Annotated in this window: 16 protein-coding genes; 5 read left to right on the top strand and 11 right to left on the bottom strand. The window is 38.9% G+C overall.

The annotated features are described in order from the left end of the window. Positions 1-23 precede the first annotated feature (23 nt). Positions 24-494, bottom strand: coding sequence for a DUF4385 domain-containing protein (locus H6G76_RS13205; protein WP_190700855.1), 471 nt, complete (start codon positions 492-494; stop codon positions 24-26). Between the two features lie 83 nt (positions 495-577). On the opposite strand from H6G76_RS13205, the gene H6G76_RS13210 reads away from it, so the two are divergent. Further along, positions 578-1,060: a VOC family protein gene (locus tag H6G76_RS13210; RefSeq protein WP_190700858.1), complete on the top strand. Its 483-nt coding sequence runs from the start codon at positions 578-580 to the stop codon at positions 1,058-1,060. Between the two features lie 6 nt (positions 1,061-1,066). Beyond that, complete coding sequence (locus tag H6G76_RS13215) at positions 1,067-1,342, top strand: hypothetical protein (RefSeq protein WP_190700861.1); 276 nt, start codon at positions 1,067-1,069, stop codon at positions 1,340-1,342. A gap of 158 nt (positions 1,343-1,500) precedes the next feature. Here H6G76_RS13215 and H6G76_RS13220 read toward each other — a convergent pair whose 3' ends face one another. Together H6G76_RS13220 and H6G76_RS13225 are read right to left on the bottom strand one after the other, a co-directional pair. Further along, positions 1,501-2,262, bottom strand: a complete 762-nt coding sequence (locus H6G76_RS13220) for a class I SAM-dependent methyltransferase (RefSeq protein ID WP_190700863.1) — start codon at positions 2,260-2,262, stop codon at positions 1,501-1,503. 100 nt (positions 2,263-2,362) lie between these two features. Further along, complete coding sequence (locus tag H6G76_RS13225; protein ID WP_190700866.1) at positions 2,363-3,976, bottom strand: adenylate/guanylate cyclase domain-containing protein; 1,614 nt, start codon at positions 3,974-3,976, stop codon at positions 2,363-2,365. Between the two features lie 564 nt (positions 3,977-4,540). Between H6G76_RS13225 and H6G76_RS13230 the strand changes: the two genes are divergently transcribed. Beyond that, positions 4,541-6,763, top strand: a complete 2,223-nt coding sequence (locus H6G76_RS13230) for a tetratricopeptide repeat protein (protein ID WP_199337366.1) — start codon at positions 4,541-4,543, stop codon at positions 6,761-6,763. Positions 6,764-6,841: 78 nt separating this feature from the next. Here H6G76_RS13230 and H6G76_RS13235 read toward each other — a convergent pair whose 3' ends face one another. From H6G76_RS13235 to H6G76_RS13245, 3 genes are all read right to left on the bottom strand, one after another. Continuing rightward, complete coding sequence (locus H6G76_RS13235) at positions 6,842-7,405, bottom strand: Uma2 family endonuclease (RefSeq protein ID WP_190700872.1); 564 nt, start codon at positions 7,403-7,405, stop codon at positions 6,842-6,844. Positions 7,406-7,543: 138 nt separating this feature from the next. Then, complete coding sequence (locus H6G76_RS13240; protein ID WP_190700877.1) at positions 7,544-7,957, bottom strand: KTSC domain-containing protein; 414 nt, start codon at positions 7,955-7,957, stop codon at positions 7,544-7,546. 174 nt (positions 7,958-8,131) lie between these two features. Continuing rightward, entirely contained in the window at positions 8,132-9,736 is a 1,605-nt protein-coding gene (locus tag H6G76_RS13245) for a 2-isopropylmalate synthase (protein ID WP_190700880.1), read from the bottom strand. Positions 9,737-9,823: 87 nt separating this feature from the next. On the opposite strand from H6G76_RS13245, the gene H6G76_RS13250 reads away from it, so the two are divergent. Then, positions 9,824-10,504: a GntR family transcriptional regulator gene (locus H6G76_RS13250; protein ID WP_190700882.1), complete on the top strand. Its 681-nt coding sequence runs from the start codon at positions 9,824-9,826 to the stop codon at positions 10,502-10,504. A gap of 287 nt (positions 10,505-10,791) precedes the next feature. Here the strand turns inward: H6G76_RS13250 and H6G76_RS13255 are convergent, their stop codons facing one another. From H6G76_RS13255 to H6G76_RS13265, 3 genes are all read right to left on the bottom strand, one after another. Beyond that, the gene (locus H6G76_RS13255; protein ID WP_190700885.1) at positions 10,792-10,992 is read right to left on the bottom strand and encodes a hypothetical protein; all 201 of its coding nucleotides are present in this window, start codon (positions 10,990-10,992) and stop codon (positions 10,792-10,794) included. A gap of 330 nt (positions 10,993-11,322) precedes the next feature. Further along, positions 11,323-12,618: a glycosyltransferase family 4 protein gene (locus tag H6G76_RS13260; protein WP_190700888.1), complete on the bottom strand. Its 1,296-nt coding sequence runs from the start codon at positions 12,616-12,618 to the stop codon at positions 11,323-11,325. Positions 12,619-13,399: 781 nt separating this feature from the next. Continuing rightward, positions 13,400-13,891 (bottom strand): gluconokinase, encoded by a 492-nt coding sequence (locus H6G76_RS13265; RefSeq protein WP_190700892.1) that lies wholly within the window; start codon positions 13,889-13,891, stop codon positions 13,400-13,402. Between the two features lie 465 nt (positions 13,892-14,356). On the opposite strand from H6G76_RS13265, the gene H6G76_RS13270 reads away from it, so the two are divergent. Then, positions 14,357-15,169: a carbonic anhydrase gene (locus H6G76_RS13270; RefSeq protein ID WP_190700894.1), complete on the top strand. Its 813-nt coding sequence runs from the start codon at positions 14,357-14,359 to the stop codon at positions 15,167-15,169. Between the two features lie 87 nt (positions 15,170-15,256). Here the strand turns inward: H6G76_RS13270 and H6G76_RS13275 are convergent, their stop codons facing one another. Together H6G76_RS13275 and galK are read right to left on the bottom strand one after the other, a co-directional pair. Next, entirely contained in the window at positions 15,257-15,628 is a 372-nt protein-coding gene (locus H6G76_RS13275; RefSeq protein ID WP_190700898.1) for a signal peptidase I, read from the bottom strand. Next, complete coding sequence (gene galK / locus H6G76_RS13280) at positions 15,618-16,700, bottom strand: galactokinase (protein WP_190700900.1); 1,083 nt, start codon at positions 16,698-16,700, stop codon at positions 15,618-15,620. Before galK ends, H6G76_RS13275 begins: the two co-directional genes overlap by 11 nt. Positions 16,701-16,863: the final 163 nt, after the last annotated feature.

Below are 16,863 nucleotides of genomic sequence, written 5' to 3' on the forward strand. Positions count from 1 at the left end.
TCTTTTATAGAATTTCTTTCCTTTCATACTTCATACATTTGTTTATGCCTAGCTAAAAGCTGAAGATACTTTTCGTTCGTCTTCGCCTGTAGCCATTTGGTTTTAAAAATAGCGGCTGATTCTGCTTTTATTGAGTCTACATCATAAGGTAATATTTCTTTTTTTGAACTTCCTTCGTCGGAAGTTTTTTTGTACTTTCTGCCAGTTTTATGATTAGCATAACGGCGCGATCGCGTGTAACCCATTTGGATGAACTTCCGCGCCATATCTGCTCCGACAAAATCATCCTGTGCGAGATATTCTAGAAAAAGCTCGTAGATTTTTTCACTCGACTCTTTAGCAATCTCAGGTGTTTTGAACCGCCAATAAGGTAAAATTTCCGATTTGTACGGTTCTACCAAAAGCACACCCTGTTCGCCCTTGCCAACACGGTATAATTCAGGATGTTTACGAAAATCGATTTTTTGGAAGTCTAAAGAATAATCAAAAGCCATAATAATTAAAGATAAACTCTCGCTTAGAGTTCAACTTCTATCCTAGTAAGGAAATTTATTCTGTCCTTTTATCTAACTGATGTATGAAAAATATCCTTGCTCCTGGACATTTGCGTAAAGTGCATCATATTGCCCTCAACGTCAAAGATATGCAAGCTTCGAGGCACTTTTATGGTGAGGTCTTGGGTTTGTATGAACTGACAGGTAAGGAAGTCCCTGCAACTTTGGTGGAACAGGTCGCCGAGGGGAAAGTTGCTAACTTCGTGACTCCCGACGGCGTAATTTTAGATTTATTTTGGACACCTGACCTAAATCCACCCCATCCAGACCCAGAACAGAGTTTTACTAGAGCTTATCATTTAGCCTTTGATATAGATCCGCGATTATTTGAGCAAGCTTTGGCAGTTTTGCAGGAAAATAATATAGCGATCGCTCATGGGCCAGTGACCCGTCCTACCGGTAGAGGTGTGTACTTTTATGACCCCGATGGTTTTATGATTGAAATTCGTTGTAATCCCCAATCTACTGGAACAAGGGATGATAGCAAAAGTATCTACCTACGTTAGCAGACAATGCAGATATATAAAGTCATCGAAGAAGCAATCACAAAACCACCAATTCCCCACGAACCATATAAACAATCTTTAAAAGCGTGGGCTATGTATTGCTTGCGTGATAAAGGTTTCAAAGTTATTTATGCTCAAAATGCCGATTTTGCGATCGAACCGAAAAATGGAAACAAGCTATATTTTAAAGTTACTAATAACCCAGAAGATGTAGATAATTCTTGTAATTGGATAGTTTGGGATAGTGTAAACAAAAGTGTCAGCTTGATTCCACTTCCATAAAAAATCTTGCAGCAAGCGACTGAAGTCGCAGCTACACAGACAAAACCTGCCTGCGCGGACTGTTATAAAATCTAGGGTTTGGAACCCGCGCAGGCGGACTTAGTTTGTATAGCCACGAATTTCATTCGTCGGGAGGGATGCAAGATACAATCTACAGATTATGATTGTGTTGCTTTCTCAAATACCATTAAATGCTGTTGGGGTAATAAATTTTTAGTTTCTCGCCACACTAAACCAACAGCTTGCATTTCTTTACGCACCTGTTTTTGTGTCATCTTGTGTAGACGTTTAATCATAATTAAAGGATTTTCGCCTCGGTACTCTACTAACACCACCCGACCCCTTGGTTTGAGTGCTTTAACAATTCCTTGCATCACTTCTTGGGGATACTCAAATTCGTGATAAGCATCAACCATTAATGCTAAATCAATACTTGCTGCTGGCAGGTTAGGATTTTTGAGAGTAGCTAAAACAGGCTCAATATTAGTAATGTGTTTTTCTTGTTTAAAAAACTCAATAATATCTAACATTTCTGGCTGAATATCTACAGCCAAAACCTTTCCTTGCGATAGTAACGGTGCAATACGAAAACTCATATAACCACTACCAGCACCAATATCTGCAACGACATCATCGGGTTTTAAATTCAGCGCGCTGACTATCTTACTCGGCTGTTCTTCTAACTCACGACTAGGACGTTCTAGCCAACCTGCGCCTGTATGTCCCATCACCTTGGCAATTTCCCGCCCTATGTAATATTTACCAATACCATCTGAACTATGTTTAGCTCTTTGTTCATAAACATTAGTAGAGGAAATATCTGCGAGTGCTGGGTTAATTGGTGTTAGCAGCCAGCAATTCAAAATTAAGAGAATAAATCCTATAAAAGATAAACAATTAAACTTACGAATATGATTCATTGATGACTTATATTTGCATGGTAGAAAAATACTTATGAATTGTACCAAAGTATGCAAATACCATTCCTAAATAAAAGTCCCTAATTTGAAGGGAATTATTTTAACTCATTTTTGTTTGATAAACCTTAACTAACCTATCAATACCTTTAAAACGGTAATCCCCCATTTCGTGAAAATCTAGGGGCTGTGACAACATTTGATAGGTGGCTTCACTAATGACGCATTCACCGGGAGGACAAACAGCTTCCATCCGCGCGGCTAAATTTATCGTAGCTCCTAATGCGGTGTAGTCAACGCGTTGAGAACTGCCAACATCACCGACAACAGCCCTACCACTATTAATCGCAATGCGTAATTGTAGGGGTTCCTGCCAAAAACCGTTGGCATTCAACTGTTGCAGGCGAGTTAGCATTCCTTTAGCGGCGGCGGTGGCGCGTTCGGCATGATCTACTAAAGGTTCGGGTGCGCCAAAAAATGCCATAATACAATCGCCAATATATTTATCTAAAGTGCCGCCGTAGCCAAACACTTCTTGCAGCATTTCTTCAAATAAATTATTTAATAATTGAGCGATCGCTGTTGGTGTTAATCTCTCTGACAATGCAGTAAACCCGACTAAATCTGCAAATAAAATACTAATTTCGCTCTCAGTCGTGGGCAAACGTCCATCTGGTAAACCGCCTACAGATATTAACTGCTGCACCACTGCGGGAGAATGGTAACGTTCTAGTCTATGACGTATGACTTCTTCTGTTTTCAACTTCTCTACTAATAGCCAACGTTGCACACTCGAAGCTACTAGATTTGCTAAAGCTGAAAAAAAGCTGAGTTCTTCTTCACCATCATCAGCCCAATGATAAGAAGAAAGATGGGCATCTGCATACAGAACACCAACTACTTTAGTTTCATCCCATAAAGGCACAGCCATAGCACTGCGAATACCTTTGACTAAAATACTGTGTTCGCCAGCAAATCGCTCATCTTTATGAGTATCAGCAGTTTGAATGGCAACTTTTTCTTCAAATACCTTTTGACAAATACTCCGACTAATCCAACTGCCATCAGCTGCTAAATATTTTTGTTCAGAAGCATATCTAGTGGCAGCATTCACCAATTCTAGGTGATTGCATCCATTCACATCAATCAATAAAGCTAAACGGTCAATACTGTCAAGATAACGAAAAACTACTTGTTGCACCTGAGAGAAAATTTCTTCTATAGATGCTGCTGCACAAAGATTTTTAGCTATATCTACCAAATCTTTCAGGCGGGCAATGCTTTTGTCTTTATTGTCAATTTCATTATTTCGGCTATCAGCTGCTATCCATTGCTGTTGTAATTGTTCAACATTTCGCAGAATTGTTCTCTGTTCAGCCCCTTCTGAAGATACTTGCTGAGACATCAACTGCATCGCCGAAATTGGTAACAGCACTTCTAGCTTCACGTTTCCCAGCCAAATAATATCGCCGTTCTGTAACTCTTTAGCCGTAGTCACAAAACTCTGATTTACTTGTGTGCCGTTTTTACTGCCCAGATCCTCAATTGCCCAGCTACCATTAGCCTTTTTTCGTAACAGGGCGTGCTTACGGGAAACTCCACCAAAGGGTAAATACAAATCACATTCTGGTAAACGACCAATAGTGAATTGTTCTTGATTCACTGTTACCTTTGTATCTGTCTCTCCCTGTTGTAAGCGTAATATAAGTTCAGTCATGAGTATGATTTATCTATCCTGGAAGCTGGGGAAGCATTTTGAAAGTAAAGAATACGCAGGATGAATTCTTTACCTTTTCTTTATGACACTGTTAATGGCAATCCGGCAACTGTATGTAGTAAATATTACATATTACTTATCTTCTCGTATTGCCAGCAATTATTGTGAGCCAGGTAGATGCTATTTCCCGTTTATATTGAAAAACTAGGCGGATAAGAGATTGCACAGAAGCCATTCAGAAAACAACGGTTATTTAGACCGAGTTCTGCCAAAAGTATTTTACATTACCGAGTTCTCTCCGGCTTACCACTCAATAATCTTAACTTCGGTGAATTTAACACAGACTAATCATGCCTTGATACTAGCTTTACAAAATCTTGATAATTGCTTGCATCTAAATTACAACAGGGAACAGGCAATAGGCAATAGGGTGGTAAGCTGATGGCCAAAGTTGCCAATCTACTGTTTAACAAGTTAGTTGAGGCGGGAGCAAAGTCATCATGATCATGAACACCTGATGCTAAACCCCTACACTAAAAGTAGGGGTTTTAAAATCTGAGGGAGATGTCTAGAGTGAACAGCAAGAATCAAGTTATCTTAGCCTTAGTTTTGAAAAGCGCGATCGCCTTTTCACCCTTGCTGCTGTCTGCTAGTGTAACTAGTGGACAAACTATACCATCCATCGCTAAAGAACAAACTGTTGCTCAGGTACTCTCAAATCAAGAGAGAGAAGAATTAAACCGACTACGAGCCGAACAGAAACTTCGAGAGCCTGTTCCATCTAATTTTTACCAAGCTTTTAATCGAACGACTGTTCTGATGAATGTCTGGTTAGTAATATTAAGCCTATTTCCTGTAGCGGTTATTGCCTTATTTTGGCTATTACGCAAAGTGGCAATTCGAGAAATTGTTGATCGAGCTATGTCTCAACTAGAAGGAATAGAAAAGTTACAAACTCAGATAACCATTGTTAAACAAGAAGCTGAAAATATTATTCAAGAAGTCAAAAAAATTAGTCGTGAATTAGAAAATGAATCTAATGCTTTACAACAAAAGATAAAACAAGAGCAGGAAAATTTATATATTTTTGAATCTGATATTTTACAATCTAAAAATAATATATTATCAGGTTTAGATATAGAAATAAGCAGTCTTAAACAAACTATCGAAAATTTAGAATCTGAATTTAACACCAAATTGCAGCAATTTCAGCTAACTGCTCAACAAAAACGAGATAAAGTTATTGAAAATTTAGGTAATTTAGAATCAGAGCTTGCATTACAAATTTCAGAATTTCAATTAAAAAATGAGCAAAATCAAAGTCTTAATTGGCAAACAATAGATAAGTCAAAAGATGATTTTATAGTTCAGATGTCTAATCTCACATCTGAATTACAGCAGCAAAAAGATGCTTTAATTGAAGAATTATTAAATTCCAAAACAGAATTTATATCTCATTTGGCTGGATTAAGAGTAGATGCTGAACAACAAAAGGATAGAACTAGCAAAAATATTGAGGAATTAGAAAGTAGCTTTAATTCTTATATATCGAGATTAGAATCTGAAAGCCAGCAGCAAAAAGATGATGTGCTAGGTAATTTAATCAAATTACAATCAGAATTTACAACACAACTGGCGCAATTACAAGCTGAAACTCAACAGCAAAAAGATAACGTACAGGAAAATATAGGAGAAATAGCAGAAACCTTTAAATTACAAGTATCAGAGTTACAAGTTGAAAGCCAAGAACAAAGAAATAATCTGTTAGAAGATTTGATCAGCTTAAATTTGCAATTTGCTACACGATTATCGGAATTACAAGCAGAGGTGCAAAAGCGCAAAGATTTAATTATTGAAAATTTAGAAAAATCTGGTTCAGAGTTTGCTTCGCAATTTTCGGAATTACAATCACAAGCGCAAAAACAAAAGTTATTTCTTTTAGAAAGATTAGAAAAATTAGAGACAGAGTTGGTTACACAATTGTCTGATTTACAGTTGGATGCTCAGGAAAGAAAAAACTTAATTCTGCAAGAAATTACTGAAAGTCAACCTCAAATTAATTCAGAGTCAACACCTCAGCCACAACCGGAAGTATCAGCAGTAGCTGATATCCAACAAGGTGATGATTTGTTTGCTCAAAAGCAATATGAAGAAGCACTCTCTTTTTACAATCAAGCCGTCACAGTCCAGCCAGGTAATGCTCTTGCTTGGTTAAAACATGGCATAACTTTAGGAAGATTAAAACTTTACAAAGAGGCGATCGCATCTTACGATAAAGCTATCAAACTTCAACCAGATTATCACCAAGCATGGTGCGATCGCGGCGTGGCTTTTGGTAATCTCCGCCAGCATAAAAAAGCTTTTGCTTCTTTTAATAAAGCTACGCAAATCAAACCAGATGACGGAACTGCTTGGTTAAATCGCGGTCTTTCCCTCATAGAGTTGGAAGAATATGAAGAAGCATTAGCTTCTTTTGATCAAGCACTAAAACTTCAACCAGACTCGCCTAAACTTTGGGATAAACGCGGTTACACACTGGTAAGATTAGGGCTGGATGATGATGCGATCGCTGCATTTAATAAAGCACTAGAACTTAAGCCAGACTATGCCATTGTTTATTACAACAAAGCAGCCTGTTACGCACTACAAAGACAAGCAGAATTAGCCGTTGAATGTCTGCAACAAGCAATTGAAATCAATCCCAGCTATAAGGAAGATGCTGCAAATGATATAGATTTTGATGAGATTGCTGATAATCAGCGTTTTAAGCAATTGATTGCTGGTTAAAACAGTGATCACAAAGATAAACACCTCATTCTTTACTGATAACTGATAACTGTTAAATATTAGCAAAACTATACCATGTTAGATTTGCAACTCAAATCCAGGTAAGACATCTTCTCCAGAAAGAATTGCTGGTATTTGAATAATTACTACAGCTTTTCCTAGGCGATAAATTTCCACGTTTCCATCTTGAGGATTAATCAGCCAACCCAAGCGCAGACCATTTTCTATATATTCTTGCATTTTCTCTTGAAGAGTTATCAGCCTATCTGTTTCCGAACGCAATTCAATCACAAAGTCGGGTACAAGTGGCGGAAACTTTTTTCGCTGTTCTGGGGTTAAAGCTTCCCACCGTTCTAATTTTACCCAAGCCGCATCAGGAGAACGCTTTGCACCATTGGGAAGTATAAATATAGTTGAAGAACTAAAGACTTTTCCTAATTTAGCTTGGCGATTCCAAATTTCTAAATCGGTGATGAGTTCAGCTTCTTGATTTCCGCTTTCTCCTCCCACTGGTGGCACAATAATTAATTCTCCTGATGCATTCATTTCAAGGTTTAAATCACTATTGGCAACACACAATTGATAAAATTGCTCATCGTTTAAATGAACAATTGGTTCTAGATTCAGCACAATAGTATTCATCTAAAACTTGCCTGATAGGTTTATTGTTATTATATTTAATTGTATTGTAATGTTAATTTTTAAACTGTTCAGTTTATCGTTTCCTCGGCTTTTTAAAAAAGTCGAGGAGCTTGTTTTTTATGAATGAATTATAAATGCTTATATATAATCTATACGTTCAGATTCATATCTGCCTTTAATTTCTTGATTAAAAAATTCACCAATAGAGTCAGCTGTATGTAAATCTTCCCAAGTTTCTGCCTCTACTTCTGAATATTGATAGACTGCACCATTTTGAAACTCAACTTGCAGAGTGCGATCGCACTCATCATATCCAACTGCGATCGCCATTGATGAGCTAACTGGTAACATGGCAATTGGTTCTTCCACTATCGGCAGTGTAGCGGTTTCTGCCACAATATCACTCAAGTGTTGCAGTCCTTCATAAGCTTCGACTGGCGCAGGAACTTCTAAAAACTCTAGTTCTTCACCTCGATCAAGTAATAACTGCAAATATCCGTCAGAATGAGCGATCGCTATTACACTGCTCAAGTCTATCTTAGATAGCTTCATTAACTTGGCTCTCCTGCTGATATATATAGTTGTAAAGTATGGAATTTTACGCAACAAGCAACTTATTAGTATTTTTGTACTATAAAATTAATAAATTGTCAAATTTTGCTTCTATACGAACAAGATCCCCGACTTTTTCAAAAAGTCGGGGATCTATCTAAGCCTGTGTATTATTTATTCACTTACTGAAGCAGGGATTTTTTGAGTTTGCAAGTAACGATAGAGGCGATTAACAGCGTTGAGATAAGCATATGCTGCGGCTACCACAATATCAGTGTCGGATGCTTGTCCAGAGAAGATTCGCTCTTGGTAAGCTAACCGAATTGTGACTGTTCCCAAGGCATCAATTCCGCCTGTGACTGATTGCACAGAAAACTCAATTAGTTGATTAGGAATCTGTACTAAGCGGTTCATAGCTTGATAAACTGCATCTACTGGCCCTGTACCGACACTTGCATCAGTGAGGATTCTGCCATCGGGAGTGACAACTGTAATCGTGGCTGTTGGACAAGTGCAATCACCGCAAATCACCTGCACGTGTTCGAGTTGAAAACCGCTTTCTACTTGAATCTGCGTTTCATCCCGCACAATCGCTTCTAAATCTAAATCAGATATCTCTTTTTTCTTGTCAGCAACTTCTTTAAAGCGGTTGAAGGCTTTGTTCAAATCTGCTTCGTTAAGTTCAAAGCCTAATTCTTTCAGCCTCGTGCGGAAGGCGTTGCGTCCAGAGTGCTTACCCAAAACAATCCGATTTTCTGGCAAACCAATAGATGCGGCTTCCATAATTTCGTAGGTTTGGCGATGCTTAATGATGCCATCTTGATGAATGCCAGATTCATGAGCAAAGGCGTTGGCTCCGACTATTGCTTTGTTCGGCTGAATCAGGATTCCAGTTAATTGCGAAACCAAGGAAGAGGTTTTGTAAATCTCCTGGGTTTTGATATTAGTTAAAGGTGCATCAGAATCAACAGGACGGCCAAAGTAAGGATTAAAGTAGTGTTTGCGTACCTGCAATGCCATCACAATTTCTTCTAAGGCAGCATTTCCGGCACGTTCTCCAATGCCGTTAATTGTACACTCTACCTGACGCACACCATTTTCGATCGCAGCTAAGGCGTTGGCAGTAGCTAAACCTAAATCGTTTTGGGTATGGATGGAAAGAATTACTCGGTCAATATTTGGGACGTTTTCACGAATCCCCTGAATCAAATTTCCCATGTCTTTGGGTGTGCAGTAGCCGACAGTATCGGGAATATTGATGGTAGTTGCACCAGATGCGATCGCTGCTTCCAATACTTGATATAAAAATTCTGGTTCCGTCCGACTGGCATCCATCGGTGAGAATTCTACATCATCTACAAAAGATTTAGCATAGGCAACCATTTCTTGAGCGATCGCCAATACTTCACTACGAGACTTTTTCAATTGATATTGCAAGTGAATATCAGAGGTAGAAATCATCGTATGAATTCGCGGACGCGCCGCAGGTTTTAAGGCTTCAGCAGCAGCTTGAATATCTTTACGGGTGGCTCTGGCTAAAGAGCAAATGATTGGCCCGTCCGGTGTTCCGACTTGTTCAGCAATGGTTTTGACGGCTTGAAAATCTCCCGGACTAGAGACGGCAAAACCAGCTTCTATCACATCTACACCAAGGAGTGCCAGTTGATGAGCGATCGCTAGTTTCTCTTCTACGTTCAGGGTTGCGCCTGGAGATTGTTCGCCATCCCGCAAGGTGGTGTCGAAGATAATAACTCGGTCTGGTTGAGATGCAATGCTCATAACTGTCTCCCGTGGAATTAAGGGAATGATGTTTTGTTACTTTGGATATTGTATACAATTTTTTGGATATTGTATACAATATAAATTATGAACTTAAATGATTTAGCTGCTAACTTGCTGCAACAACAACGCAGCACTCCTGATTTAATTGCCGATGCCTTGCGGGAAGCGATTCTGCGCGGCATTTTTGAAGAAGGACAATCTCTCAGACAAGATGAAATTGCCACGCAATTTGGTGTGAGTCGCATTCCTGTGCGGGAAGCGTTGCGCCAATTAGAAGCAGAAGGTTTAGTAACACTGCATCTCAATCGTGGTGCGATGGTATCGGTACTGACTGCAAGTGAAGCGCAAGAAATTTGTGAGATTCGCAGTGCTTTAGAAGTAAAAGCGATGCAGTTGGCAATACCGAAAATCAGCGCAGCCGATTTAGAAAAAGCAGCAGTCATTCTTGAAGCAGCCGATAAAGCCACCGATGCAGGTTTGTTAGCGCAACTCAACTGGGAATTTCACGCCACTCTTTACGCCAGTGCTGAACGTCCGCGACTATTAACGATGGTGAAAAACTTGCACGTGAATGTTGATCGCTATGTGCGCGTGCAGATGGTACAAATGGATTATCAAGAGCGATCGCAAAAAGAACACTATCAACTATTGGATGCTTGCAAAAAGCGGGACACAAAAACTGCTGTGCGCCTATTAAAAAAACATATCGACAGCGCAGGCGAACAGTTAGTTATGTATTTGCTGCAAAAATCTCAACAGCGATAGTGATGAAAAATAGGGCTTAAAGATTAGAGACTAGGGTCTAGAGAAGACAGTTTCTCATGTTTGATTGTAGATTTTTCTCATGAGTAGCTGACTTAAAAAAGTGCTGCCGGAATCAATTTTGAATTTTAAATTTAGGATTTTAGATTAGGAGCATTTTTCAATCTAAAATCGGTAATCCAAAATCTAAAATTTTTCTAGTCCCTAGCCTCTAGTCTCTTTTTATAATACTGACAAAAGCGAAAAATTAATGATGAGAACTCAATTTATCGTTAAATCCAGGGCTTAAATTACTTCAGAAGCCTGGTTACTCTGACATCATATTCAGTGCCTTTTGGATGTTCGCTTCTGGCCTGAACCCGTGCCATACCGTCGGCTTTTTGTATTGACTCTGCACTAATTTCGTATCTTGACGTTCCGCATTGATAGGTATTGTTGGGTTGATCGGCATATTCCTTAATATCAACCAACACCTCAAAAGTATGAACCATTGGAACCTCCTGGTGCATATTGCACACGGTGGAAATTAATCTCCAGTATATAAATCCAGACAAGTATCTGTTTTATAAGTCATACAATTCTTTATCAAAAATCACAATATAGTAGAATTAATAGTTAACATTTGTAACAGGATAATTACTATTTTTAAGCAGATATAGGACTCATATTTGATTTTTGAAAAAAATCAGTACGTTGTTACCTGCCTTCTTTTCTGTTGCCTATTGCCTATTGCCTGGCTACACCAGTATGTTCAGTAATCAAACCGGATTCCTATAGTTATGTACCTTATCTATTCTGGTGTAATTAGTGAGTAAGACTACTTATTTGCAAATATCTACAACTGATTCTTGAGAATTGATTTTTAAAATGCGATCGCCTGATAATTTGCGTTTAGCGATCGCATCCATAAATACGCCTTCATACCTAGCAATTGCTTGTTCAAAAGCATAATGCTCAAGGGCAAAATTTCTACCTTTCTTACCCAAATGCTCACCTAATTGTTGATTATGATAAAGTTCCAGAACTGCATCAGCTAAAGCTTCGGCTGACTCTGGTTCGACAATTATACCCCCGCCACTTTTTCTAATTGCTTTAGCCGCCGTGCCATTTGCGGGTACAGAACCAATGATGGGACGACCACTCGCTAATAGCAGGGGAATTTTAGAAGGCATATTAAAAGAAATCACATTCCGCTTCTGGACAATCAAACCCACATCAGCCGCCGCTAGCATTTGCGGGAGTTGTTCTCGTGGTTGTAATGGCAAGAGTAAAACATTATCTGCCCCACAGAATAAACAATACTGTTGTAATCTTGAAAGTGCGATCGCTTCGCCCGCAATTACAAAGCTGATGTCGGGAATATGACGCAAAAGTGCGGCGGCCGCTACCACAGTTTCTAAACCTTGGGTCAGGGCAATATTCCCAGAGTACATCACCACAAATTTTCCATCTAACTTATGCGTAATTTTCCAAGGATTATTCTCCTTTGGCAAAGGCTGAATGAAATTCACATTCACCCAGTTAGGAATACAAACAATTTTTTTAGCAGGTACTTGCTTGTTGACCAAATTTTCTAAAAAACCATCAGCGATAACGCTAATGGTTTGGGCATGACGATAGGCAAATTTTTCTAATACTTCGCAAAACCGGATCATCCATTTATTTGTCATTAACCCAACGCGCACAGCCGCTTCTGGCAGAATATCTTGGACATTTAAAATCACTGGGCAATTATATATTTTCCCCAGAAAAGCTGCTGGTAGGGTCACTAATAATGGCGGTATAGTGAGAAGAATTACATCTGGTTTTTTGCCTTTAATAGCTTGGGGAAGACTAGTAATAATAAAACTTAACTCTAACAGTAATCTATCGATTAAATTTGGTTTTGATTTAATTCGCAAGTAACTGCGTTGAATTGTCACCCCATTAATTTTTTCTGTGAGATACCACTTACCTTGATAATCCGGATAAATCTCGCGCTGTGGATAGTTGGGCATTCCTGTAATTACCCGCACCTCGTGACCTTGTTTTACCAGTCCTTCTGCCAGTTCAGTCATTAAAGGTGCTATGCCAATTGGCTCTGGATGATAATTATAGGAATAAATCAGAATCTGCATGAGTTAATGATGAATTTTGTTAAGTCCGGCTGAATTTATTTAGTGTTAATTTTAGATATTTAAATATTAATATAGGATTCGTATTTTATTTTTGAAAAAACTCAGTATATTGTTACCTGCCTTCTTTGCTATTGCCTATTCCCTAACTACATAAGTATGTTCAGTAATCAAACCAGATCCCTTATAGATAATATTGCTTCTTTTGATTGTCAACATTATTTTTAGTTTTAAATACAAATCGGCATTATTTAACCTCCAAATTATTCTTTAAATTAAGTTAATTTTTATGAAAATAGCATTTAATCTAAATATTTATTTAGCTGAAAGCTTTAACGTTTGGATAGAAGCAAGCATTTTTGATATTTAATTGTTACTCGCTATTTTTATCATGGCTGTAGCATTGTACTCAATAATCTTAATTTACTTACTGATGTTTTATTAAATCTTTAACTTTTAATGGAATGTTACATTTATCAATTAATTAAGTCAAAACTAGTTGAATTTACTGAAAAAACTTTTGTTGAATGAAGATTGAGCAGAAATTATATATGCTGGTTGCTAGATAAATTAGCATAATTACTCATCATGAAACATTGATACCAAGAGGTTTTTAAGCCTATTCCTTGTTACCTACTATCTAGCAATACTGTTTAATTTATAAACTTTATAAGAGAGTTAGGTAACAGGAAAAATTTTTACAGACAACACCCAAATTACAGTAAATAAATGCGAAAATATATCAGTATTTTGATTGAGTTACTTTGATGATTTATGCAGGCAGTTAAACGTTGAGGAAAGTTGTGATATCGTCAATAATTTCCTCTAAATTTTGGGAGATATCAACATAAAATGCCTGTGTAGCGGTTGGTTCCTCTAGGGTATCGAACTGACTGGGTAAGAGATCAGCTTTCATGAAATGACCAACGCGATCGCGCAGTCTTTGCTGAATCAACTCATAGCTACCTTTGAGGTAAATAAATTTCACCCGTGGATCATCGCCACCGAGAATCTGACGATAAGTAGACTTCAGTGCCGAACAAGCTAGGATAACATTTTTATCTTCTTGTAGCCAACGAGCGATCGCGCTTTGCATAGTCTGTAACCAAGGAGTGCGATCGGCATCTGTCAAAGGTTCTCCCCTAGCCATCTTTGCCAATGCTATTGCTGAGTGAAATAAATCCGCATCGCTAAATTCCCAGCCTGTAGCAGCTGCAAGTGCTTGACCAACAGTTGTTTTACCTGAGCCTGCTACTCCCATGACAATTACAATCATAAGTTCTTCAATTAAACCTTCACACCCACTTTGAGGAATTTCGTAACTACACGCTGAAATATCTCAGTTTATTCACATAAATAGGAGTGATTTTACTTTTTAAAGTATGTTAGAGTAATTCGCAAGTCTTAGGCTTTTATCACTTCGTGCAAATGTTAGTCGCCTCTAAAAGTTAAAGCTAACTTCATATATAGGACTCATATTTCATTCTTTTAAAAAATCAGTACATCGTTACCTGCCTTCTTTGCTATTGCCTATTGCCTATTGCCTGACTACACAAGTATGTTCAGTAATCAAACCAGATTCTATAACTAAAGAGTGGATACATTGTAGGAATTTAAAGCACAAGTTAACTTATGATATAAGAATTCTCAATGGTTAAAGCGTAAAGAACAAACGCTCTCTACTGTCTTAATTTGCTTCCTCTGATTTGGCACTTAAGCCGCGTATTTGTGGAATTTGGTAATGAAGAAATTAATTAAAGGTCTGCGTGAATTCAAATCTAGCTATTTTTCGACGCATCAATCACTGTTTGAGCAACTTTCGCTTGGGCAGAAGCCCAGAGTGTTGTTTATTACCTGTTCCGATTCGCGTCTTGATCCTAATCTAATTACACAAGCCCAGGTAGGTGAGTTATTTGTCATCCGCAATGCAGGCAACATCATTCCTCCATATGGGGCGACCAATGGCGGTGAAGGTGCCACAATTGAGTATGCTGTGCAAGCCTTAGATATTCGTCAAATTATTATCTGTGGTCACTCTCATTGCGGTGCAATGAAAGGGCTAATGAAGTTAAACAGCCTGAGTAAAGAAATGCCCCTTGTACATGATTGGCTGAAATATGCAGAAGCAACCCGAAGGCTAGTGCTAGACCATTATGGTCACTACAGTGGGGAGGAACTATTAGAAATTATGATTGCTGAGAATGTTCTCACCCAAATTGAAAATTTGCGGACTTATCCAGTAATTCACTCTAAGCTCTACCAAGGACAACTTAATATTTATGCTTGGGTTTATCATATTGAAACAGGCGAAGTCTTAGCATACGATCCCGATAGGCACGCCTATGTCTTACCTCAAACTCAAGTAACAGAATCAGAGGAAGAAACCCACCGCCTAAATCCGTTTCCGATTTGCGATGTGCCAAATGGTACGATCCATAAGCCAGAAACAGAGATAACACCTCCTCAAGTACTTCCCGTTTCTGCAAATGAGCGTTTTCCCATGACGCGCCTCTCTCCAGAACAGATGGAGCGAATTTATCGCGGCTCAAATTAGTGGTTAGCCAAGATAACTTAGCAGGGAAAAGGGTCAAGGGGCAAAGGTTTGTTCTTTCCCTTTTCCCTTTCTCCTCTACACCTATTTTCAACGTATAGCTACACTATCGCCTGGCACAGAAGGCCATCTGACTGTGAGAATAGTACACTCAGTCTCTGCAACCCAGCAATGTGGCTCACCTGCACACCAAAGTACGTAGTCACCCTCACGCTCTAAAACAATCTCTTTATTTTCAAATTGCAGGCGAAATTTGCCACTAATCAAGATAGAAAGAGTAGCAGCTTTGTGGTTTATTGCCCACTGAGTTCTTTGATCTCCTGCTTTGTGGACACCCCATTTAATTTCTAAATCTTGAGTCGATCGCGGGTCATCATCTGGGGTGATAAAGTGACCAATAAACCAACCCCAGCGATTTGCACCTTCAGTGGCGGCGTTACCATAAATAACTCTAGGCTGCATGATTCGATTCCAAAGAAGGAACTAAAATTTTTCCGGTGTTACCTGTATGGCTATACTGTTCTAGGACTTGATTAGCGATCGCTTTTCCTTCACCTAAAGCTACCAAAGCCACACAAGCTCCGCCAAAACCTGCACCAGTCAGCCTGGAACCAAATACGCCTGGGGTTTTCTGAAAAATTTCTACTAAAGTATTTAGTGCTGGTACAGACACTTCGTAATCATCACGCAAACTCGTATGAGATGCGTTCATCAATTCGCCAAACCGCTCAGGTGTGACACCTTCCAAAGCTTCCAAGACGCGGTTATCTTCTGTAACTACATGACGAGCGCGACGCTTTAGAGGTTCAGGTAATGCTTCTGTTACTTTCGCATCAGTTACATCTCGCAGTGCTTTTACTCCTAGTAAATGTGCTGCTTCTTCACACTCAGCACGCCGTTGGTTATAACCACTACTTGCCAGAGTTCGCGGTACACCACTATCTATAACTACAATTTCTGCTCCTGAAGGGAAAGGTAGTACACGGCGTTCTAGAGTGCGGGTATCTAAAAATAAAATATGCTCAGTATCAGCCAAGCTAGAAGCCATTTGATCCATAATGCCGCATTGCACACCAGCATAGTTAATCTCAGCTTGCTGCGCTAGTTGGGCGATTTCAACATCATCAATTGGCAGATTGAGGAGTTGGCGAATTGCTCTTAACGTTGCTACTTCTAACGCTGCACTACTTGATAAACCAGAACCCATCGGAACTGATGATTGGACATATACGTTTAGTGGTGGAACTGTGTGTCCTGCTTTTTGCAACACCTCAATACAACCAAAAATATATCTGGCAAATCCCGAAGGTGAATGATTAATTTCTAAAATGCTGACTCGTTCATTTAAATTTTCTGAGTAAAAATGATGATATCCATCATCACTATGACTTAGCTGTACAGTTGTTTGTTGCGGAATCGCTGTTGGCAGTACAAAACCATCGTTGTAGTCGGTATGTTCGCCAAGTAAATTCACCCTACCTGGCGCACTAGCTTGCGTTTGGGGTAGTGTACCAAATATTTGTGAGAAATTCATAGTTATTTTTTTAAGGAAGAGAGGCTAGAGACTAGGGTTAGAGGCTAGGTGAGTGTACCTCATCCAGATGTAAAAGGTGTATGGCAATTGAAGCAATTTTTAGGACATTTCCTCCTGATAAAATCCATGCACAAAGGTACTTTCAAGCCTGTTAACTGTTAAC

It is taken from the genome of Nostoc sp. FACHB-152, assembly GCF_014697475.1.
In the GTDB taxonomy this organism is placed as follows: domain Bacteria; phylum Cyanobacteriota; class Cyanobacteriia; order Cyanobacteriales; family Nostocaceae; genus Nostoc_B.

Bases quoted from the DNA above. Each gene is read 5' to 3' on its own strand.
- H6G76_RS13225 (WP_190700866.1), bottom strand. From the start codon at position 3,976: ATGACTGAACTTATATTACGCTTACAACAGGGAGAGACAGATACAAAG.
- H6G76_RS13220 (WP_190700863.1), bottom strand. From the start codon at position 2,262: ATGAATCATATTCGTAAGTTTAATTGTTTATCTTTTATAGGATTTATT.
- H6G76_RS13260 (WP_190700888.1), bottom strand. From the start codon at position 12,618: ATGCAGATTCTGATTTATTCCTATAATTATCATCCAGAGCCAATTGGC.
- galK (WP_190700900.1), bottom strand. From the start codon at position 16,700: ATGAATTTCTCACAAATATTTGGTACACTACCCCAAACGCAAGCTAGT.
- H6G76_RS13245 (WP_190700880.1), bottom strand. From the start codon at position 9,736: ATGAGCATTGCATCTCAACCAGACCGAGTTATTATCTTCGACACCACC.
- H6G76_RS13215 (WP_190700861.1), top strand. From the start codon at position 1,067: ATGCAGATATATAAAGTCATCGAAGAAGCAATCACAAAACCACCAATT.
- H6G76_RS13265 (WP_190700892.1), bottom strand. From the start codon at position 13,891: ATGATTGTAATTGTCATGGGAGTAGCAGGCTCAGGTAAAACAACTGTT.
- H6G76_RS13275 (WP_190700898.1), bottom strand. From the start codon at position 15,628: ATGCAGCCTAGAGTTATTTATGGTAACGCCGCCACTGAAGGTGCAAAT.
- H6G76_RS13270 (WP_190700894.1), top strand. From the start codon at position 14,357: ATGAAGAAATTAATTAAAGGTCTGCGTGAATTCAAATCTAGCTATTTT.
- H6G76_RS13250 (WP_190700882.1), top strand. From the start codon at position 9,824: ATGAACTTAAATGATTTAGCTGCTAACTTGCTGCAACAACAACGCAGC.
- H6G76_RS13205 (WP_190700855.1), bottom strand. From the start codon at position 494: ATGGCTTTTGATTATTCTTTAGACTTCCAAAAAATCGATTTTCGTAAA.
- H6G76_RS13255 (WP_190700885.1), bottom strand. From the start codon at position 10,992: ATGGTTCATACTTTTGAGGTGTTGGTTGATATTAAGGAATATGCCGAT.
- H6G76_RS13210 (WP_190700858.1), top strand. From the start codon at position 578: ATGAAAAATATCCTTGCTCCTGGACATTTGCGTAAAGTGCATCATATT.
- H6G76_RS13235 (WP_190700872.1), bottom strand. From the start codon at position 7,405: ATGAATACTATTGTGCTGAATCTAGAACCAATTGTTCATTTAAACGAT.
- H6G76_RS13240 (WP_190700877.1), bottom strand. From the start codon at position 7,957: ATGAAGCTATCTAAGATAGACTTGAGCAGTGTAATAGCGATCGCTCAT.
- H6G76_RS13230 (WP_199337366.1), top strand. From the start codon at position 4,541: ATGTCTAGAGTGAACAGCAAGAATCAAGTTATCTTAGCCTTAGTTTTG.